The following is an 18,662-nucleotide window of genomic DNA, read 5'->3' as shown; positions in this document are numbered from 1 at the left end:
GGGCCTCGGCGCACGGGCCAGGAAGGGAGCGAGGGTGGCGCAGCGCAGAGCACTGGTGGTGCGGGGCGGATGGGAGGGGCACGAGCCGGTCCGGGCCACGGAGCTGTTCCTGCCGTTCCTCGAACGCAGCGGCTACGCGGTACGGATCGAGGAGTCGACGGACGTCTACGCCGACGCCGACGAGCTGGCCGCCACCGACCTCGTCGTGCAGTGCGTGACGATGTCGCAGATCACCCCGGAGCAGGTCGCGGGCCTCAGCGCGGCGGTCGCCGCCGGGACGGGGTTCACCGGCTGGCACGGCGGCATCGTCGACTCGTTCCGGATGTCGTCGGACTACCTGCACCTCGTCGGCGGCCAGTTCGCGACCCACCCGGGCAAGGAGCCGTGCGAGCGCCACGGCGGGGCGGAGGACAACTTCCTGCCGCACACGATCCGCCTCACCGACCTGGGCCGGGAGCATCCGATCACCGCGGGGATCGGCGACGTCGAGCTGGTCACCGAGCAGTACTGGGTGCTGCACGACGACCTGATCGACGTGCTGGCCACCACCACCCACCCGGCGCAGCCGTGGCAGCCGTGGCACCGGCCGGTCACCTCGCCGGCGATCTGGACCCGGCGGTGGGGCGCCGGGCGCGTCGTCGTGACCACCCCGGGGCACAGCCTCGACGTGCTGGAGCACCCGAGCATCCGCACCGTCATCGAGAGGGGCATGGTGTGGGCGACCCGCACCGCGTCGGCGTCGTAGGGCTCGGGGTCATCTCCCGCGCCTACCTGGACACGCTCGCGGACCACCCGGCGGTACGCGTCGTGGCGGTGGCCGACCTCGACCCCGCCCGGTCCGCCGCGACCGCAGCCCGGCTCCCCGGCGCGGAGGCGGTGCGCGTCGAGCGCCTGCTCGACCGCCCCGACGTGCAGACGGTGCTCAACCTGACGATCCCCGCGGCGCACGCCGAGGTCTCCCGCGCCGCGATCGACGCCGGCAAGCACGTGTACGTGGAGAAGCCGCTCGCCGCCACCTTCGCGGACGGCCGGGCGACCGTCGAGCGGGCCGCGGCGGCCGGCGTCCGCGTCGGGTGCGCGCCGGACACCGTCCTGGGCACGGGCACGCAGACGGCGCGCGCCGCGATCGACGGCGGGCTCATCGGCCGCCCGCTGTCCGCGTCGGCCGTCATGGTCACCCCCGGGCACGAGCGGTGGCATCCCCACCCCGACTTCTACTACGCCCCGGGCGGGGGGCCGCTGCTGGACATGGGGCCGTACTACATCTCGGCGCTGGTCCACCTGCTCGGGCCGGTCCGGGCGGTGCACGGAGCCGCCAGCCGGCTGCGCGACGAGCGCGTCATCGGCTCGGGCCCGCGCCTCGGCCAGCGGGTGCCGGTGCGGGTGGACACCCATGTCACCGGCGTGCTCGAACACGCCGACGGGGTGCTGTCCACCCTCACCACGAGCTTCGACGGCGTCGCGACCACGGCCGCGCCGATCGAGGTGCACGGGGAGACCGGCACCCTCGCCGTGCCCGACCCGAACCACTTCGACGGCGAGGTCCGCCTGTTCGCGCTCGGCGACGGCGGGTGGCGCGCCCTGCCACCGGGGGCCGGCTACGTCGACGGTGCCCGGGGCGTCGGCCTGATCGACGCCGTCACCGCCGACGGCCGGCGTGCGCCGCGGGCCGGCGGCGACGTCGCGCTGCACGTGCTCGACACGATGACCGCCCTGCTGCGCTCGGCCGCCGAGGGGCGGCGGATCGAGCTGACCACGGCCGTCAAGCGGCCGCCGCTCGTGCCGCTCACCCCGGCCGAGCAGTGGCGGGCACACCGGGCGTGACGCCGCGCGCGGTCAGTCGAGCAGCTTCTCCGTGAGCTGCATCAGATGTGCGGCGTTCTGCGGGTCGAGCGTGGGAAGGTCGAGCGGAAGCCGCTTGTGGCGGTCGACGGCCGTCAGCGGCTCGGCCGGTGGCGTGTCGAGGAACCGGTGGATCGGGGCGACCGAGTCCGCGACGGGGCGGGCCGCCACCGACGCCGCCGCCAGCAGCCCACGCACGAGCAGCGGCAGCGGGCCACGGTCGCCGCTGCGGGTGAAACCGGGATGGTAGAGCACGTAACGGGCGCGACTGCCGGACTGCGCGGCGAAGCCCACGCCGAGCAGATCGTTGGCGCGACCGGCCTGCAACTGGGCGGTGACGGCCGAGTAGCCCGAGGTCAGCTGCGGGTCGGCCCAGCGCACCCCGCCCCGCGTGACGCCGACGCCGGCGACGTTCACGATCACCGGTGCGGCGGCCCGGTCCAGGGCGGGACGCAGGCCGAAGCTGAGCAGATGGCGACTGAGATAGTAGAGCGCGAACGTCTGCTCCAGCCCCTCGTCGGTCACGACCCGACGCGGCGCCACCGCGTTGGCGAACAGCGTCAGCGCATCCACGACGTGGTGCTCGGTGAGGATGTGCGCGACGACCTGCCGGGTCTCGGCCACGCTGGAGAGGTCCACCGGAAGGAACGCGACGGACCCACCCGCCAGCGCCTCGCCGCGTTCGCGGTTGCGGCCGAGCACCAGCACCCGGTCACCGCGTTCGGCCCGCCCGACGGCGAACGCCCGTCCCATTCCGTTGGTGCCGCCACTGACCACCACGAAGCCCATGCCGCCTCCACTACGGTTCCTCACCGACCGGGTCCATCCTGGGCAGTCGACCGGCGCGAGCGAAAGAAGGCACCTTCATGGCCACAGGGAACACCGGTGTGCGTGCCGGGCTGGGCGGCCACCGGTTGCCGCAGCCCGTGCCGGCCGGCGAGTACGAGAACTGCCCGGTCACCGACGTGCTGCGGCGGGTGAGCGACAAGTGGACGCTGCTGCTGCTCACCCTGCTCGACCAGCGGCCGCACCGGTTCAACGAGTTGCATCGGGCAGTCGACGGCATCAGCCAGCGGATGCTCACCCGGAGCCTGCGCACGTTGGAGAGCGACGGTCTGGTCGAGCGGGAGGTGTTCCCCACGTCGCCGCCGAGCGTCGAGTACCGGCTGACGCCACTCGGCGTCAGCCTGCTGGAGCCGCTCTCCGCGCTGGCCGGTTGGGCCGTCGGCCACCATCCCGAGATCGCCGCGGCCCGTCGGCGATCCGCCCGGGAGCGGGTCTGACCCGGCGGCACGGTGACCCGGAGGGTGCGGCCACCGCCCCAGCCACGGCGGGCTAACCTGCCCTCATGGCGACTGCCGAGCTGGACGAGTTGATCGTCGCCGACGCGGACGCGCTGCGCGCGTGGCTGTCGACCCACCACGCCACGTCGCCCGGCGTCTGGCTCGCCCTGACCCGCAAGGGCGGCACCGTCACGACGCTGACCTGGCAGCAGGCGGTCGACGAGGCCCTGTGCTTCGGCTGGATCGACGGGCAGGCCCGCAAACGGGACCAGGAGACCTCCTGGATCCGGTTCACCCCGCGCCGGCCCCGCAGCGCCTGGTCGCAGCGCAACGTCGCCCACGTGGCCCGGCTGGAGGCGGACGGGCGGATGCTGCCCCCGGGCCGCGCGGCGGTGGAGGCCGCCAAGGCCGACGGGCGGTGGGCGGCCGCCTACGCCCCGTCGTCGGAGGCCGAGGTGCCGGCCGACCTCCTCGCCGCCATCGCCGCCGACCCCGCCGCCCAGGCCATGTTCGACGTGCTCACCAGGACCAACCGGTTCGCTCTCGCCCACCGGCTCAACGCCGTCAAGCGGGCGCAGACCCGCGAGCGGAAGATCGCCGAGTTCGTCGCGATGCTGGCCCGGCACGAGACCCTCCACCCGCAGAAGGCCAGGCCGCTCGACCCGCCGTGACCGGTCCGCCCGTGGCGTCGCCGCGCCCGGCCCGACGACCGGCGGTGCGGCGGGCGGCCGGAGTCGTGTTGACTCGGGCGGTGGATCGTCAACGGCTCAGCAGCATCGCGCACTCGCGCCACCCGATCGCGGCGCCGATCTTCGGCGTCAACGTCAACCGGCTCCTACGCCGGGCGGGCCGGCAACCGACGGCCCGCGTGCTCGACCTCGGCTGTGGCGAGGCGGCCTGGGCGTTGCAGGCCCTCGCCCACCATCCGGACGGGCACGCGGACGGCGTGGACGTCAGCGCGTACGCCCTCGAACGCGCCGCCGACGCCGCCGACGCGCGCGGCCTCGCGGACCGGCTCACCCTGCACCGGCGCGACGCACGGACGTACGTGCCCGACGGCGACTACGACCTGGTGCTGTGCGTCGGCTCGACCCACGCGTTCGGCGGCTTCGGCGGGACGCTGGTGCTGCGCCGCGACGGGCGGTGAGCAGCGCGCCCGCCCGGCGGCCCGACAGGCGCGGCCCCGCCGCCCCGCCCCGCTACCGCCGGACGGCCGGACGGCGGTGACCGGCGGCCACCGGCTCGGCGACCGGCAGCCGGATGGTGAAGGTGCTGCCCCGGCCGAGGACGCTCTCGACGCCGATCGTGCCGTCGTGGGCCTCGGCGAGCTTGCGGGCGATCGACAGGCCGAGCCCGCTGCCCCCGGTGCTGCGGGCCCGCGAGTCGTCGGCCCGCCAGAAGCGGTCGAAGATCCTGGCCTGGTCGGCGGGCGCGATGCCGGTGCCGGTGTCGGACACGGCGATGGCGACCTGGTCGTCGTGGACGGCGCAGCGCACGGTGACCGAGCCGCCGGCGGGGGTGTGCCGGACCGCGTTGGCGACCACGTTGCCGACGAGCTGCCGCAGCCGGGGGCCGTCGACCGGCAGCTCCGGGTCGGCGAGCAGCTCCGTGCCCAGCCGCACCCCGGCGGCCTCGGCGGCGCCCCGGTGCGCCTCGACGACCTGCTCCAGCAGGTCCGCCACGAAGTGCGGCTCGCGGTGGATGCGCAGGTCGCCGGCGTCGGCGGCGGCCAGGTCCCGCAGGTCGTCGATGATGTGCTGCAACAGCAGCGCCTCGTCGAGCAGCAGGCTGAGCAGCTGCGCGTCGGGCTGGGCGAGGCCGTCCTGGGCGGCCTCCAGCCAGCTGCGGATGTTGCTCAGCGGCGTCCGCAGCTCGTGCGCCACGTCGCTGACCATGCTCTTGCGCAGCTCCTCGGTCTGTTCCCGCCGGGCGGCGAGGTCGTTGAGGGCGGTGGCCAGCAGGCCGATCTCGTCGCGGGTGGTCACCGGCACCCGGGCCTGCTCGTCCATCGGCTGCCGGGTGGCGTCGGTCAGTGCCCGCAACGGCCGGACCAGCCGCCGCCCGACCAGGACGGTGATCAGCACGGTGGCGGCCAGCACCGCTCCCGTCACCTGGGCGATGCGGACCAGGTTCCCCCGGGACAGGTTGAACACCGGCCCGGTGGAGCCCTGGGCCTCGTCGGTCACGAAGAGCAGGGCCGGCGGGGCCACGTACGACCTGAGCTGGGCGAGCCGCGCCTTCTGGAAGCAGGCGTCGGCCTGCCGGTCGACGCGGGCGTCGCCGCTGCGGACCATGCTGCGGTCCGCCCGGATCGTGACCCGGTCGGGCAGCCTCGCCTCGCGCAGGCACGTCTTCGTCGCGGTCGTCAGCTGCGCGATCCCCTTGGCCTCGCTCGGCATCGGCTCGGCCAGCTCGGTCGGCAGGCAGAAGCCGGCGACGTCGCGCACGTCCGGCCCGGTCACCTGCACCGCCGCCCGTCCGCCCGGGCCGACGACGACCTTGCCGTCCAGCGTGGACTCGCCGCGGATGCAGCCGAGCCACCGGGAGGCCAGCGCGCGGCTGAAGGCGCTCTCCTGCGCGGTCAGCACGTACGGCCCGAGCACGCGCGGGTCGATCCGCTCGGTCCCGCCGGTCAGGCCCAGGTCCACCTGCAACGGGTCGACGGTCGCCGACGGCCGCGCCCCGTGCAGCGACGGGCCCTGCGGCGCGGAGTCGGCGATGACCTGCCGGTCGGGGGTCATCAGGGTGATCCGGCGTTCGAGCTTGCCGGCCCGCTCGGCGAGCACGGGGGCCACCTGCGACCAGTCCCGGTGGGTGGCGGCGTAGCCCACCATCGTGTCGTAGATGCTCTTGTCGTCGGCGAGCGAGCGGCCCTGCTCCTGCCGGATCGCCCGGGTCGTCGACTGCACGGCCAGCCAGGTCGTCGCCAGGATCGCGCAGACCGCCACCAGCAGGGAGGTGGCCAGCAGCCGCACCACCAGGCTCCGGTGCGGCGGCACCCGCTGCCGCCTCACGGCGCGCCGGGGCCGAGCTTGTAGCCGACGCCGTAGACGGTCAGCAGTTGCTGGGGCCGGCGGGGGTTGAGCTCGATCTTGCGGCGCAGGTTCATCACGTGCACGTCGATGGTGCGCTCGGTCGACTCCCGGTCGACGCCCCGGGTGTGTTCCAGCAGCTGGCCGCGGGTGAAGACCCGCCCCGGCTGGCGGGTCATCGCGGCCAGGATCGCGAACTCGCCGGCGGTGCAGTCGACCGGGACGCCGCCGGCGGTCACGGTGTGCCGGGGCTCGTCGACGGTGAGCCGCCCGACCCGGTGCACGGGGAACTCCTGCCCCGTCGTCCGGACGCGCCGCAGCAGCGTCCGGATCCGGGCCACCAGCTCCCGGGGGCTGAACGGCTTGGTCATGTAGTCGTCGGCGCCCAGGTCCAGGCCGCGCAGGAGGTCGTCCTCGCTCGACCGGGCGGTCAGCATCAGCATCAGCACGTCCGATTCCTGCCGGAGGATGCGGCAGACCTGCATGCCGTCCAGCCCCGGCAGCATCACGTCGAGCACGAGCAGGTCGAACGGCCGCTGCCGGGCCTGCCGCAGCGCCGCCTCGCCGTCGTGCACGACCGTCGCCTCGTGCCCCTCCGCGGTGAGGTAGCGGCGCAGCGCCTCGGCCTGCCGCCGGTCGTCCTCCGCGAGCATCACCTGTGCGCACATGGTGGGGACTATAGGTCAGGCGCGTCGCCCCCGAACCGGCCGTGACCTCGGCGGCGACGGGGGTGGCAGCGGGCCCGCGCAGCCCAGGGGCGGTGCGCCGCGGCCGCGTGGCGACGGTGCGGAACAGGTCACGTCCGGGCCTGACAGGATCCTGATATTCCCGGGCCACCATCGCGCCATGCCACTGCCCCGAACGGTGCCGCCGTCGGACACCGAAACCCAGGTCATTCCCGTCGTCGGCGCGGAGCCGGCCCAGCGCCGCCGACGCCTGCCGAGGCCGGTGGCGCCCGCCGTCGTCCTCGCGGTGCTGGCCGTCACGGCCGGTGTCGTCTGGTCCGGCCGGGACGCCGGGCCCCCGCCGGCCGTCGACGGATCCGCCGGGGTGCGCAGCGTGGCACTGGTGCAGCAGGACATGTCGATGTCGCAGTCGCTGCCGGGCACGCTCGGCTACGGCGCCGCGCGGGTGGTCAAGGGCGGCAGGGACGGCACGGTGACGTGGCTGCCCGCGCCGGGGGCGGCGGTCCGGCGCGGGAAGCAGCTCTACCGCGTCGACGACCGGCCGGTGCCGTTGTTCTACGGCGGGATGCCGCTCTACCGCCCGCTGCGTGACCTCGGCACGGTCGGCCGGGACGTGCGGATCGTCGCCGACAACCTCGACGCCCTCGGCTACGAGATCGGCGACCAGCCGAGGCCCGGCACCCGGCTGGTCCCGTCGCCGGCTCCGTCGCCGTCCGCGTCCCGCCCGGCGGTGACGGTAGGCCGGGGCGAGGCCGTCCTGACCACCGGGCTGCGCGCGGCCGTCAAGCGTTGGCAGGTCGACCTGGGGGTCCCGGCGACCGGCGCGGTCGAGCCCGGGGACGTTGCGGTGCTCGTCGGCGCGGTCCGGGTCGACTCGGTCGCCGCCCAGCCCGGCGACAGCGCGGACTCCCCGCTGATGTCGGTCACCCAGACCGCGAAGGTGGTCACGGTGCAGATGGACGTCGGTGACGCCGCCTCGGTGGGTCCGGGCGACGTGGTCGACGTGCGGCTGCCCGACGAGAGCGCGGTCGGCGGCAAGGTCGCCGCCGTCGGCCAGGCCGTGCAGGCCGCGGCGGGCGACGACCCGACGGGCGGCGGCCCGGCCAAGGTCACCGTGACCGTCACCCTGGACAGGTCCGCCGCCGTCTCCAAGATCAGCTTTGCCGACGTGCAGGTCGACTTCGTCGCCGAGACCCACGAGGACGTCCTCGTCGCGCCGGTCGGCGCGCTGCTGGCGCTCGCCGAGGGCGGCTACGCCGTCCAGGTCGAGGGCGGCGGCCTGGTCGCGGTCGAGACCGGCATGTTCGCCAAGGGCCTCGTCGAGATCAGCGGAGACGGGCTCGTCGCGGGCACGCGGGTGGTGACCACCTCGTGAGGACCGTCCTGTCCGCGCGCGACGTCAGCAGGCGCTACCCGGGCGGGGTCGACGCGCTGCGCGGGATCTGCCTCGACATCGCCGAGGGCGAGCTGCTCGCCATCGTCGGGCCGTCCGGCTCCGGCAAGTCGACCCTGCTCCACCTCATGGGCACCCTCGACCGGCCCAGCTCCGGCACGATCCGGATCGCGGGGCAGGACGTCGCCGCGCTCTCCGACCGTCAGCTCTCCGCCCTGCGGGGCCGCTGGCTCGGCTTCGTCTTCCAGCAGTTCCACCTCGCCGAGGGCCTCACCGCCGCCGAGAACGTGGCGACCGGCCTGCTCTACGCCGGTGTCGCGCGCAGGCGTCGCCGGGCGCTCGCGCTCGACGCCCTCGACCGGGTCGGCCTCGCCCACCGGGTCGGCCACCGCCCGGCCCAGCTCTCCGGCGGCGAACGCCAGCGGGTCGCCATCGCCCGGGCCATCGTCAACGGCCCCGCCCTGGTGCTGGCCGACGAGCCCACCGGGGCCCTCGACACCGGCACCGGGCAGGCCGTCCTGCGCCTGCTGCGCAGACTCAACGAGGAGGGCACCACCATCGCCGTCATCACCCACGACAACGAGATCGCCGACAGCCTGCCCCGACGCGTCGAGCTCCGCGACGGCCGGCTCGTGCGGGACACGGCGGCCGTCCGATGATCCGCCCGGTCCGCCTCTCCCCGCTCGACCTGCTCGACGTCGGGCTGCTCGGCATCCGTACCCGCAGGATGCGGGCCGCGTTCTCGGCCCTGGGCATCGCGATCGGCATCGCCACCACGGTCCTGGTCAGCGGCGTCCCCGCCGCCAGCCAGGCGGCGCTGCTGCGCGAGCTGTCCGCCCTGGGCACCAACAGCCTCCAGGTCATGGCGCAACCCGGCACGGACCCGCCGCGGCTGCCCGCGGAGTCCGTGGCGATGGTGCAGCGCATCGGCCCGGTCACGGTCGCGAGCGCCGTGGCCAACACCCACACGCTGGTGCGCCGCAACGACCGCACCGACGCCCGCGACGGCTCCGGCCTGACCGTGCTCGCCGCGCGCCTCGACCTGCCGCAGGCCATCAACGCCACGGTGCGCTCCGGGCGCTGGCTCGACCCCGTCACCGAGCGCTTCCCGACCGTGGTGCTCGGCTCGGTCGCCGCCACCCGGCTCGGGTTCGCGGACCTGCCCGCCGCCGGCGGCCCGGCCCCGATGGTGGTCATCGGCGACCGGTGGTTCACCGTCGTCGGCATCCTCGCCGCCACGCCGCTCTCCCCGGACATCGACCGCTCGGTCCTGGTCGGCTGGGAGGCGGCCCGCAGCCAGCTCCGCTTCGACGGCCACCCCACGGTCATCTACGTCCAGTGCCGCGAGCCGGCGATCGAGACCGTCCGCGCGGTCCTGCCCGCCACCGTCTCGCCGGAGCAGCCCGGGCAGGTCGTGGTGACCCGCCCGTCGGACGCCCTCGCCGCGAAGCGGGCCACCGAGGGCGCCTTCTCCGTCCTGCTCCTCGGCCTCGCCGCGGTCGCGCTGCTGGTCGGCGGGATCGGGGTGGCGAACACGATGGTGATCGCCGTGTGGGAACGCCGCACCGAGATCGGCCTCCGTCGGGCGCTGGGCGCGCACCGGGGCCAGATCCGCGCCCAGTTCCTCACCGAGTCGGCCGCGCTGGCCGCGCTCGGCGGTGTCGCCGGGACCCTGGTGGGGCTGGCCGCCACCGCCGCGTACGCGATCGGTCAGGGCTGGCCGGTCGTGGTCCCGCTGCCGGCGACGCTCGTGGGGCTCGGCGGCGCGGTCGTGGTCGGCGTCGTCGCCGGGGTCTACCCGTCGATCAGGGCCGCCCGGCTCACGCCGACCGAGGCACTCGCCTCGACCTGACCGGCGCGGGGGAGGCGGAGCACGCGGGGGAGGCGGCGAACGACCGCACCGTCGCGGGCGGCGAACGACGGAGGCGCCACCCGCACCGCGGGTGGCGCCTCCGGTCCGCGTGGTCACTTGCGCTTCGCGGCGACCTCACGCTCGCACTCCGGCGAGAACCGCATGCCCTTCGAGATCGACTCCGCGTCGTTCTGTTCGCCGCCGAACGACCAGCCCGGGCCGTCGGGGTTGACCTCGACGTAGCGCACGCCCTTCTCCTTGAGGCAGGCCACGACGTCCCGCGCGAAGTCCCGCGCCTCCGGGTTGGCCGGGTCGAGCTCCCACGGCGGCAGCGGCAGCAGGTTCTCGCAGGCCTTGTTCGCCTTCCCGATCCGGCCCGTGGTGACGCCGCCGGCCCGTTCCCGGTGGACGTCGACGCCGTGGTCGGCCATGCACTTCTCGTACGGCCGCACGCGCGCCTTCGCGTCCTCCTCGGTGTCGTCGAGGCGCTCGCGGGGACGCTCGGCCCCCGGCGTCGACGCGGCGACGGACGGCGTTTCGGTGCGCAGCGTGGCCACCTCCGGCGGCTCGGCGGTGTCGGCCCGGTCGGATCCGGTGGTCGAGCACCCCGTGCCACCGATCATGACGGCCACCAGGAGCGCGGCCATCGGGTACTTCCTCATCGTGACGCCTTCCTGTCGGACGTTCGGCGTGACGCGGTCACGCCGGTGCCCAGGATCGCCGCCAACTGTCAGGAAGCTGTGTGCCCGCCGCGTGCCGCCGGCGCCGATCGCGTGACCGGCACGGCTCAGCCGCCGGTGGGGTCGGCCGCCGGCGGCCGGGTGCGCCGCCAGCGGGCCGCCAGGGCGTCGCGGCCGGCGGCGTCGACGCGGCCGGTCACCCGCAGCCGGGCCATCCCGCCGTCGGGGAAGATGTCCAGCCGGACGTGGGTGGCGGCCCGGGGCGCGTCGACCGGGAAGCGGTGCCGGGTGTCCGGCCGCAGCCGGGTCTCCGGCAGCAGGGGGAACCACGCTGCCGGGTCGTCGAGGTCGCCCAGGCGCTCGTCGGCGGCGCGCAGCGTCGCCCGGCCCGGTGCGTTGCCCTTGAAGTGGCTGGTGTCCAGGTCCACGAAGTGCGCGACCCCCGGCACGCCCAGCCGGACCAGCACCCAGTCGTTGCCGTCGTCGCGGCGGCGGGCGGTCTCCCAGCCCTCGCCCATCACCCGGGCCGGGCCGGGGGCGAGCAGGTTCTGCGGGGCGCCGTAGAACCGGTCGCTGCACGCCTGCACCCGGCCGCCGTGCTCCGTCGCGGCCAGGTCGAGCACGTCGGGCAGCAGCCGGGGGTCGGGCACCACGTCGCCGTGCACCCGCAGCCGGGCGACGCCGCCGTCGGGGAAGATGGTCAGCCGCACGTGGGTGACGTGGTGGGGCACGTCGACCGGGAAGACGTTGCGGCTGTCGCCGGCCAGCGGCGAGCGGCCGAGCAGCGGCACCCAGCGCGCGCGGGCGAGCTCGTCCGGCCCGGGGTAGCCGTCGACGGCGCACCCGTCGACGGCGGCGAACGGCGGATAGTTGCCGGTGAAGAAGCTGGTGTCGACGACCAGCAGCCGCACGACGCCCGGCAGGCCGAGCCGGACGACGGCGTGGTCGGCGCCGGGCTCGCGGCGGCGGCGGGTCTCCCAGCCGTCGTAGACCTGGCCCTTCGCGGCGAACGTGCGGGGCGAGAACGTCGGCGGCAGCGGGTCGACCAGGTTGTCCGCGGCGGCGAAGAACTCGTCGTTGGCGGCGACCACGCCGCCGCCGAACGCGCGCGAGGCCAGGTCGGGCAGGGCCGCGAGGTCGGCCAGGTCGGCCGGGTCGGTGCGGGCGGCGGCCGGTTCGGGACGGCCGCTCACGGCGCGTCCGCCCGCAGCAGCCGACCGCGCGGGGCGTCGCCGGTCACCGGTTCGCCGCGTAGCCAGGTGGCCCGCACCACCCCGGTCAGCCGCCGACCGACGTACGGCGTCACGGGGTGCCGGTGGTGCAGCAACCCCGGCTCGACGCGGAAGCCGGCGTCCGCGTCGAAGGCCACCAGGTCGGCGTCGCCGCCCACCGCGATCCGGCCCTTGCCGGGCAGCCCGACCAGGTCGGCCGGGCCGGCGGCCATCCACCGCGCCACGTCGGCCAGGCCGTGCCCCCGGCGGCGGGCCTCGGTCCACACCACCGGCAGGCTGAGCTGCACCGACGCGATGCCGCCCCAGGCCGCGGCGAAGTCACCGGTGTCGGCCCGCTTCAGCTCCGGCAGGCAGGGGGAGTGGTCGCTGACCACGCAGTCGACCGCGCCGTCGGCCAGCGCCGCCCAGAGCCGGTCCTGGTTGTCCCGGTCCCGGATCGGCGGGCAGCACTTGAACTCCGTCGCCCCGTCGGGCACTTGCTCGGCGGTCAACGCGAGGTAGTGCGGGCACGTCTCCACGGTCAGCCGCACGCCGTCGGCCCGCGCGTCGGCCAGCTCGGCCAGCGCCGCGACCGACGACAGGTGCAGCACGTGCACGCGGGCGTCGGCGCGGCGGGCCGCGGCCACCACCGTGGCGACGGCGGACCGCTCGGCCTCCGGCGGCCGGGACGCCACGAAGTCGGCGTAGCGCGGCGACGGGGGCGCCCCGCGCACCGACCCCGGGTCCTCGGCGTGCACGACGAAGAGCGCGTCGACCGTCGCCAGGGCCCGCTCCAGCAGGCCGGCGTCGACCGGCGGGAACTCCGGCACGCCGGAGTCGACGAGGAACGCCTTGAAGCCGAACACCCCGGCCCGGCGCAGCGCCACGAGGTCGCCGAGGTTGCCCGGCACGACGCCGCCCCAGAACCCGACGTCGACGTGGCAGCGGCCCCGCGCGGCGGCGCGCTTGGCCTCCAGCGCGCCCACGGTGACCGTCGGCGGGACGCTGTTGAGCGGCATGTCGACCAGGGTGGTGACGCCGCCGGCCGCGGCGGCCCGGGTGGCGCTGGCGAAACCCTCCCACTCGGTGCGGCCAGGCTCGTTGACGTGCACGTGCGTGTCCACCAGGCCGGGCAGCAGGGCGACGTCGCCGAGGTCCTCGTCGACGACGGCGTCGAGCGGCGCGTCGTAGCCGGCGAGCGCGGCGATCCGGCCGGCGGCCACGGCGACCGCCGCCGGCCGCTGCCCGTCCGGCAGCACCGCCCGGCGGGACCGCAGCACCAGGTCGTAGCTCATCGGGCCCGATCCAGCAGCCGGCGGTGCGCCCCGGCGGCCGCCCGGGCGAGGGCGTCGGCGTCGGCGGTGCGCAGCTCCGCGTCCTCGACGACGGCCCGGCCGCCGACCAGCAGCAGCGCCAGCGGCGCCGGTGGGCCGAACACCAGGGCCGCCACCGGGTCGTCGATGCCGGCGTGGCCCAGCCCGTCGACGCGCCAGAGCGCGACGTCGGCGAGCTTGCCCACCTCCAGCGAGCCGATCTCGTCGGCGCGGCCGAGGCACCGCGCCCCGCCCATGGTGCCCAGGGCGAGGGCCTGCCGGGCGGTCAGCGCAGCCGGGCCGCCGCGCAGCCGGGCCGCGTACAACGCCTGGCGCAGCTCCGCGCCGAGCTGGCCGGCCTCCTGGGAGGCCGCGCCGTCGACGCCGAGGCCCACCGGCACCCCGGCGGCGAGCAGGTCCGGCACGCGGGCGGTGCCGGCGCCGAGGCGGGCGTTGGAGCTGGGGCAGTGCGCCACCGCCGTGCCGGTGGCGGCCAGCTTCGCCACCGCCGGGTCGTCCAGGTGTACGCCGTGGGCCAGCCACACGTCGTCGCCGAGCCAGCCGAGCTGCTCGGCGTACTCGACGGGGGCGCAGCCGTGCGTGGCGCGGCAGTATTCCTCCTCCTCGACGGTCTCCGCGAGGTGGGTGTGCAGCCGGACGCCCCGCCGCCGGGCCAGCGCGGCTGACTCCCGCATCAGGGTGCCGGTGACCGAGAACGGCGAGCACGGGGCCACGGCGATCCGCAGCATCGAGCCGGGGGACGGGTCGTGGTGGCGGTCGATGGCCGCCTCGGTGGCCAGCAGCGCCGCCTCGGTGTCCTCCACCAGCGAGTCCGGCGGCAGGCCGCCCGCCGACCGGCCGAGGTCCATCGAGCCCCGGCACGGCTGGAAGCGCAGCCCGACCAGCCGGGCGGCCTCGATCTCGGCGGCCAGCGGGTCGTCGCGGCCCGGGGGGAACACGTAGTGGTGGTCGGTGCTGGTGGTGCAGCCGGACAGCGCGAGCCAGCCCAGCCCGGCGGCGGCCGCCGCGTGCACGATCTCGGCGTCCAGGTGCGCCCAGACGGGGTAGAGGGTGGTGAGCCAGCCGAACAGGTCCGACTGCTGGGCCAGCCCCCGGGTCACCCACTGGTAGAGGTGGTGGTGGGTGTTGACCAGGCCCGGGGTGGCCAGGCAGCCGGTGCCGTCGATCCGGCGGGCCGCCGGGTCCACCGGGCCGGCGGGCCCGGCCCCCACGGCGGCGATCCGCCCGTCGTCGCCGATCACCAGGTGCCCGGCGTGGTGCTCGGTGCCGACGGCGTCGACCGTGGCGACGGCGCAGTTGTCGATGACGATCACGGCGTCACCAGTCGCCGTCGGCCGGGGCGACGCCGTCGCGGCCGACGGTGCCCTCGATCAGCCCGTACGGCTGGTCGGTGGCGACGAAGACGGCGTTGGGGTTGTCCAGCCCGAACGGCGACAGGTCGACCGGGAGGTGGTGCCGGTTGGGCAGCGACAGCTTTATCTCCGCCACCTCCGGCCGGGTCTCCAGCACCCGGCGGCCCATCGCGTACAGGGTCTGCTGCAACGACCTGCTGTACGTCTCGACGAACGCGGCGACCAGCGCCTCGCGCACCTGCCGGTGGGCGGCGTCCCAGTCCGCGTCGGCGTCGAGGTGCCGCCAGCGGGCGTCCACGGCGGTGGCCAGGATCCGGTCGGTGGTCTCCGGCAGCGTCGTGTACTCGTCGCGCACGAAGCCGTGGAACTCGGAGTTCGTGGTGTTCAGCAGCACCAGGTCGGTCAGCCCGGACACGACCCGGGCGGTCTCGCCGTCGTAGCTGACCGTCGCGGTGCGGGTCTCCGCGCCGCCGCGCTGGAAGGAGTGCTGCCCGAGCCGCTGCCAGCCGAACTCCCGCACCGCCACCTCGGCGCGCCGGACGGCCGGTTGGGCGTGCACGAAGTGCCGGGCCAGCAGGAGCGCGAACGCCTCGGGCGAGGCGACGCCGTGTTTGCGGGCGAACGCGTACACCGTGTTCTTCTGCGAGTCGGTCGGCAGCACCTGGCCGTTGTCGCCGGTGAGATGGGTGGCGGCGAGGTCGCCGGCGAGGGCGGTGCGCACGTCGAGGTCCCGCAGCGTGTGCCGGTCGCCGTCGCGGACCACGTGGACCACGCGCACCTGGGCCTTGCCGTACCGGTTGGGCCCCAGCACGATTCCCATCTGTCAACTCCCTCGGTAGGTGGTGTAGCCGAACGGGCTGAGCAGCAGCGGCAGGTGCAGGCGCGCCGCGGGGTCGCCGACGGTGAAGGTGAGCACCACCTCCGGGAAGAAGGGGGCCGGCCCAGGACGCGCGTCGAGGTCGAAGACGAGCCGGTAGCGGCCGGCCGTCCACTGTGCCGCCGGCACCCAGTCGCGCAGCCGGCCGTCGGCGTCGGTGCGGCCGGCGGCGACCTGCCGCCACCGCGTGCCGTCGAGCCGGTCGAGCCGGACGCCGACGTCCGGCGCGGGCGCGCCGACGACCGTGTCCAGCACGTGCGTGGACAGCGGCGCGGTCGCCCCCGCGTCAGGCCGGCTCATCGAGCAGCTTCCTGATCCGCAGCGCGGCGATCTTCGCCAGTTCCCCGCGCACCACCTCCCGCTCGGTGGCTTCGTCGTGCGCCAGCCGGGCCCGCGCGGCGGCCAGCAGCTCCGCGTCGGTGCGGCCGGCCGCGCAGACCAGGAACAGGTGCCCGAAGCGGCGCTCGTACGCCTCGTTGGCCTCGGCGATGGCGGCCCGGGTGCCGTCGGACGCCGCGTCCAGGCCGGACTGTTCCCCGCGCGACCAGCCGTCCTCCCGGCGCTGCCCCGTCGGACGCTGGCCGATGCGCGGGTGGGCGGCGAGCGCCTGCGTGACCTCCGGCCAGGTGAGCCGGGCGCTGGCGGCGTGCGCCGCGGCCAGCAGCGCGGCCAGGTCCGGGTACGGCCGCCCCGCCGCGACCTCGCGGGCCCAGCGGGGCACGGCGCAGCAGGCCGTCAACTCGTCCTCGGCCCGCTGCGCGGCGAGCGCGTTGAACTCCTCGATCCGTCCCACCGGTCGCCTCCCCTGGCCCCGCCTGGCAGGAGCAGTCAAACAGGCCGACCGGCGGGGTCGACAGCGCCGCGATGACCAAAACCGCGGGGCCCGCCGGCCCCGCCGTTGTACGTTCGTCCAGCGCCCACCGGCTCCGCCTCGCCCCGGCCGGGGCCCGACCGCAGCCACAGCTCGTGGCCGGAGCCGCAGCCAGCAGCCGCAGCCGCAGCCGTGGCCCGGGGCGCAGCCGTGGCCCCCTTCGGGGCGGGTCAGCCGTGGAGGTCGCCGGTGGCGTCGCGCAGCCGCCCGCCCGCGCGGCCGTGCCGCACCGCGACGAGTTCCGCGGCGATGCTGACCGCGACCTCGGCGGCGTCGCGGCCTCCCACGTCCAGGCCCACGGGGGAGCTCAGCCGGGCCAGCTCCGCGTCGGTGACGCCGGCCTCGCGGAGCCGGCCGAGCCGGTCGTGGTGGGTCCGCCGGGAGCCCATCGCCCCGACGAAGCCCAGCGGGAGGCCGAGGGCCAGCCGCAGCACCGGCACGTCGAACCTGGGGTCGTGGGTGAGCACGCAGACGGCGGTGCGCCCGTCCAGCCGACCCGCCGCGGCCTCGGCCGCGAGATAGCGGTGCGGCCAGTCGACCACCACCTCCCGCGCCTGCGGGAAGCGGCGCGCGGTGGCGAAGACCGGGCGGGCGTCGCAGACGGTGACCCGGTAGCCGAGGACGACGCCGACCCGGGCCAGCTCGGCCGCCACGTCGATCGCGCCGCACACGATCAACCGGGGCGGCGGGGGATAGGAGCGCACCAGCACCCGCACCGGCCCCGCCGCGCCGGGACCGGCGGGCGGCAGCCGCACCGGCCCGCTGCGGCCCTCGGCCAGCAGCCGGCGGCCGGCGGCCAGCGCCGCCTCGTCCAGCCCGGGGTCGCCGAGGCTGCCCTGGTGGCCGTCCGGCCCGGCCACGATCCGCCGGCCGAGCCGCCCCGGCGGCCCCTGCACGCAGGTCAGCACCGCCGCCGCCGTGCCCGCCCGGACGGCCCCGGCCAGCGCCGGCAGCTCCGCGAAGCCGGCGCGGTCGACCCGTTCGACGTACACCTCGATGGTGCCCCCGCAGGTCAGGCCCGCCGCGAGGGCGTCGGCGCCGGCCACCCCGAAGCGCAGCAGCGCGGGCCGCCCGGTGCGCACGGCCTCCCGGCAGGCGTCGTGCAGCGCGGCCTCGACGCAGCCGCCCGAGACGCTGCCGGTGACCGCGTCGTCCGGGCCGACCAGCATCGCGGTGCCGGCCGGGTGGGGGGCGCTGCGCCAGGTCTCGACGACGGTGGCCAGGCCGACGGCGTCGCCGTCCGCGCAGCGGCGGAGCAGCTCGGCGAGCACCTCATCCACGGCCGGGCCGCCCGTCGGCGTCCGGGGCGGCGGCCTCGGCGGGCGGGACGTCGAGGTCGGCGTCGTCGGCCACGTCGGCGCACGGCACGATCCGCACCCGGGCGAGCCGTTGCCGCAGGTAGCCGCCCGCGCCGCTGTCACCGACGGCCGAGGCGCACACGCCGGCCCAGTGCTCCCGGCCCAGCAACACCGGATGCCCCCGGCGGCCCGGCCCGTAGCCGGCCGTGGCCAGGCACGCCGGGGTGGCGTCGGCCGCGACCCGTCGCACCGCCTCGGCGGAGACGCCCGGCATGTCGACCAGCAGCACCACCACGGCCACCGCCTCGGTGCCGGCCAACGCCCGCAGCCCCACCCGCAGTGAGGAGCCCATCCCGGTGGCCCACCGGGGGTTGCCGACCACCCGGGCGGCGGAGAGGTCGGCGTCGGCGCGGACCCGGTCGGCCGCCGCGCCGAGCACCACCAGCGCCGGCCCGCAGCCGGCCTCGACCAGGGTCCGCACCGCGCGTTCCACCAGCAGCGAGCCGCGGTGGCGCACGAGCGCCTTGGGCCTGCCGTAGCGGCGGCCGGCACCGGCGGCGAGCACCAGCCCGGCGACGGCCGCGGGGGACGGACCGGGGGTACGGGACAGCTGCACGACGTCTCCCCTCGCGCCGGGTGGAGCGCCCCCGCCCGCCGACGCCCGCGTCGGGTCGCGGGCCGCCTCGTCGCGGCGTGGCCCGCGGGCGTCGGACCGGCCCACCATGCGGAGCGGGCCCGGCGGCTGTCAAGGGCGTCCGCCCCGGGTGGGGCGCGGCCCGCCCCGGTTTGGAGCTTCGTCCAACGCGGACGGTCCGGCCCCCGGTCGCGTTGTCCCCGGCGCGCATTGTCGGGCCGGCGGCCGGATTGCTTGGATTCCCCTGAACGGCCACCGCCACCGGCCCGGGCCCGCCCCACCCGGCGGTGGACGCCCGGCCGGCGGCATCCGCCCCG

At 76.4% G+C, this 18,662-nt stretch carries 20 protein-coding genes; 8 read left to right on the top strand and 12 right to left on the bottom strand.

All coding sequences use genetic code 11. From position 1 onward, the window contains the following. Nucleotides 1-34 precede the first annotated feature (34 nt). Nucleotides 35-745, top strand: a complete 711-nt coding sequence (locus HDA31_RS17795) for a ThuA domain-containing protein (RefSeq protein WP_178064319.1) — start codon at nucleotides 35-37, stop codon at nucleotides 743-745. Then, nucleotides 715-1,824: a Gfo/Idh/MocA family protein gene (locus HDA31_RS17790; RefSeq protein WP_178064320.1), complete on the top strand. Its 1,110-nt coding sequence runs from the start codon at nucleotides 715-717 to the stop codon at nucleotides 1,822-1,824. The genes HDA31_RS17795 and HDA31_RS17790 overlap by 31 nt, the downstream gene beginning before the upstream one ends. A gap of 12 nt (nucleotides 1,825-1,836) precedes the next feature. Here HDA31_RS17790 and HDA31_RS17785 read toward each other — a convergent pair whose 3' ends face one another. Then, nucleotides 1,837-2,631 carry an SDR family NAD(P)-dependent oxidoreductase gene (locus tag HDA31_RS17785; protein WP_178064321.1) on the bottom strand — a complete coding sequence of 265 codons (795 nt, stop codon included), beginning with the start codon at nucleotides 2,629-2,631 and terminating at the stop codon, nucleotides 1,837-1,839. Between the two features lie 77 nt (nucleotides 2,632-2,708). On the opposite strand from HDA31_RS17785, the gene HDA31_RS17780 reads away from it, so the two are divergent. The 3 genes from HDA31_RS17780 (at nucleotide 2,709) to HDA31_RS17770 (ending at nucleotide 4,272) form a co-directional block, all read left to right on the top strand. Continuing rightward, entirely contained in the window at nucleotides 2,709-3,125 is a 417-nt protein-coding gene (locus tag HDA31_RS17780; RefSeq protein ID WP_178064322.1) for a winged helix-turn-helix transcriptional regulator, read from the top strand. Between the two features lie 65 nt (nucleotides 3,126-3,190). Then, nucleotides 3,191-3,796 carry a YdeI/OmpD-associated family protein gene (locus tag HDA31_RS17775; RefSeq protein WP_178064323.1) on the top strand — a complete coding sequence of 202 codons (606 nt, stop codon included), beginning with the start codon at nucleotides 3,191-3,193 and terminating at the stop codon, nucleotides 3,794-3,796. 80 nt (nucleotides 3,797-3,876) lie between these two features. Next, nucleotides 3,877-4,272 carry an SAM-dependent methyltransferase gene (locus HDA31_RS17770; RefSeq protein WP_246384565.1) on the top strand — a complete coding sequence of 132 codons (396 nt, stop codon included), beginning with the start codon at nucleotides 3,877-3,879 and terminating at the stop codon, nucleotides 4,270-4,272. Nucleotides 4,273-4,324: 52 nt separating this feature from the next. Here HDA31_RS17770 and HDA31_RS17765 read toward each other — a convergent pair whose 3' ends face one another. Further along, nucleotides 4,325-6,124, bottom strand: a complete 1,800-nt coding sequence (locus tag HDA31_RS17765; RefSeq protein ID WP_178064324.1) for a sensor histidine kinase — start codon at nucleotides 6,122-6,124, stop codon at nucleotides 4,325-4,327. A gap of 11 nt (nucleotides 6,125-6,135) precedes the next feature. Continuing rightward, a complete protein-coding gene (locus HDA31_RS17760; protein WP_178064325.1) occupies nucleotides 6,136-6,825 on the bottom strand; it encodes a response regulator transcription factor in 690 nt (229 codons plus the stop codon). A 178-nt stretch (nucleotides 6,826-7,003) separates the two neighbouring features. Between HDA31_RS17760 and HDA31_RS17755 the strand changes: the two genes are divergently transcribed. Genes HDA31_RS17755 through HDA31_RS17745 form a run of 3 tightly spaced genes read left to right on the top strand, consistent with a single transcriptional unit; the run spans nucleotide 7,004 to nucleotide 10,088 of the window. Continuing rightward, nucleotides 7,004-8,218: an efflux RND transporter periplasmic adaptor subunit gene (locus tag HDA31_RS17755; protein WP_219825029.1), complete on the top strand. Its 1,215-nt coding sequence runs from the start codon at nucleotides 7,004-7,006 to the stop codon at nucleotides 8,216-8,218. Next, on the top strand, nucleotides 8,215-8,895 hold the full coding sequence (locus HDA31_RS17750) for an ABC transporter ATP-binding protein (RefSeq protein WP_178064326.1): 681 nt from the start codon (nucleotides 8,215-8,217) through the stop codon (nucleotides 8,893-8,895). Before HDA31_RS17755 ends, HDA31_RS17750 begins: the two co-directional genes overlap by 4 nt. Next, nucleotides 8,892-10,088 (top strand): ABC transporter permease, encoded by a 1,197-nt coding sequence (locus HDA31_RS17745; RefSeq protein WP_178064327.1) that lies wholly within the window; start codon nucleotides 8,892-8,894, stop codon nucleotides 10,086-10,088. Before HDA31_RS17750 ends, HDA31_RS17745 begins: the two co-directional genes overlap by 4 nt. Nucleotides 10,089-10,201: 113 nt before the next feature. On the opposite strand, the gene HDA31_RS17740 is transcribed toward HDA31_RS17745, so the two are convergent. The 9 genes from HDA31_RS17740 to HDA31_RS17700 all read right to left on the bottom strand — a co-directional run bounded on the left by HDA31_RS17740 (nucleotide 10,202) and on the right by HDA31_RS17700 (nucleotide 18,327). Then, nucleotides 10,202-10,750 carry a hypothetical protein gene (locus tag HDA31_RS17740; RefSeq protein WP_178064328.1) on the bottom strand — a complete coding sequence of 183 codons (549 nt, stop codon included), beginning with the start codon at nucleotides 10,748-10,750 and terminating at the stop codon, nucleotides 10,202-10,204. A gap of 125 nt (nucleotides 10,751-10,875) precedes the next feature. Further along, on the bottom strand, nucleotides 10,876-11,961 hold the full coding sequence (gene alc / locus HDA31_RS17735; RefSeq protein ID WP_246384566.1) for an allantoicase: 1,086 nt from the start codon (nucleotides 11,959-11,961) through the stop codon (nucleotides 10,876-10,878). Then, the gene (gene allB / locus HDA31_RS17730; RefSeq protein ID WP_178064329.1) at nucleotides 11,958-13,274 is read right to left on the bottom strand and encodes an allantoinase AllB; all 1,317 of its coding nucleotides are present in this window, start codon (nucleotides 13,272-13,274) and stop codon (nucleotides 11,958-11,960) included. Before allB ends, alc begins: the two co-directional genes overlap by 4 nt. Continuing rightward, entirely contained in the window at nucleotides 13,271-14,626 is a 1,356-nt protein-coding gene (locus HDA31_RS17725) for an 8-oxoguanine deaminase (protein WP_178064330.1), read from the bottom strand. The genes allB and HDA31_RS17725 overlap by 4 nt, the downstream gene beginning before the upstream one ends. A gap of 4 nt (nucleotides 14,627-14,630) precedes the next feature. Continuing rightward, the gene (pucL, locus tag HDA31_RS17720; RefSeq protein ID WP_178064331.1) at nucleotides 14,631-15,485 is read right to left on the bottom strand and encodes a factor-independent urate hydroxylase; all 855 of its coding nucleotides are present in this window, start codon (nucleotides 15,483-15,485) and stop codon (nucleotides 14,631-14,633) included. Between the two features lie 3 nt (nucleotides 15,486-15,488). Then, nucleotides 15,489-15,842 (bottom strand): hydroxyisourate hydrolase, encoded by a 354-nt coding sequence (uraH, locus tag HDA31_RS17715; protein WP_178064332.1) that lies wholly within the window; start codon nucleotides 15,840-15,842, stop codon nucleotides 15,489-15,491. Further along, a complete protein-coding gene (uraD, locus tag HDA31_RS17710; RefSeq protein ID WP_246384569.1) occupies nucleotides 15,829-16,335 on the bottom strand; it encodes a 2-oxo-4-hydroxy-4-carboxy-5-ureidoimidazoline decarboxylase in 507 nt (168 codons plus the stop codon). Before uraD ends, uraH begins: the two co-directional genes overlap by 14 nt. Nucleotides 16,336-16,583: 248 nt before the next feature. Next, complete coding sequence (locus tag HDA31_RS17705) at nucleotides 16,584-17,693, bottom strand: XdhC family protein (protein WP_178064333.1); 1,110 nt, start codon at nucleotides 17,691-17,693, stop codon at nucleotides 16,584-16,586. After that, nucleotides 17,686-18,327 (bottom strand): nucleotidyltransferase family protein, encoded by a 642-nt coding sequence (locus HDA31_RS17700; protein WP_246384570.1) that lies wholly within the window; start codon nucleotides 18,325-18,327, stop codon nucleotides 17,686-17,688. Before HDA31_RS17700 ends, HDA31_RS17705 begins: the two co-directional genes overlap by 8 nt. Nucleotides 18,328-18,662: the final 335 nt, after the last annotated feature.

This window comes from Micromonospora carbonacea (assembly GCF_014205165.1).
In the GTDB taxonomy this organism is placed as follows: Bacteria; Actinomycetota; Actinomycetes; order Mycobacteriales; family Micromonosporaceae; genus Micromonospora; species Micromonospora carbonacea.
Note: the sequence above shows the minus strand (reverse complement) of the source record. Positions and strands in the feature narration are given on the sequence as shown.

What these genes read in the sequence shown, in the direction of transcription:
- HDA31_RS17785 (WP_178064321.1), bottom strand. Translation starts at nt 2,631, where the DNA reads ATGGGCTTCGTGGTGGTCAGTGGCGGCACCAACGGAATGGGACGGGCG.
- HDA31_RS17780 (WP_178064322.1), top strand. Translation starts at nt 2,709, where the DNA reads ATGGCCACAGGGAACACCGGTGTGCGTGCCGGGCTGGGCGGCCACCGG.
- HDA31_RS17775 (WP_178064323.1), top strand. Translation starts at nt 3,191, where the DNA reads ATGGCGACTGCCGAGCTGGACGAGTTGATCGTCGCCGACGCGGACGCG.
- HDA31_RS17760 (WP_178064325.1), bottom strand. Translation starts at nt 6,825, where the DNA reads ATGTGCGCACAGGTGATGCTCGCGGAGGACGACCGGCGGCAGGCCGAG.
- HDA31_RS17755 (WP_219825029.1), top strand. Translation starts at nt 7,004, where the DNA reads ATGCCACTGCCCCGAACGGTGCCGCCGTCGGACACCGAAACCCAGGTC.
- HDA31_RS17745 (WP_178064327.1), top strand. Translation starts at nt 8,892, where the DNA reads ATGATCCGCCCGGTCCGCCTCTCCCCGCTCGACCTGCTCGACGTCGGG.
- HDA31_RS17740 (WP_178064328.1), bottom strand. Translation starts at nt 10,750, where the DNA reads ATGAGGAAGTACCCGATGGCCGCGCTCCTGGTGGCCGTCATGATCGGT.
- allB (WP_178064329.1), bottom strand. Translation starts at nt 13,274, where the DNA reads ATGAGCTACGACCTGGTGCTGCGGTCCCGCCGGGCGGTGCTGCCGGAC.
- pucL (WP_178064331.1), bottom strand. Translation starts at nt 15,485, where the DNA reads ATGGGAATCGTGCTGGGGCCCAACCGGTACGGCAAGGCCCAGGTGCGC.
- uraH (WP_178064332.1), bottom strand. Translation starts at nt 15,842, where the DNA reads ATGAGCCGGCCTGACGCGGGGGCGACCGCGCCGCTGTCCACGCACGTG.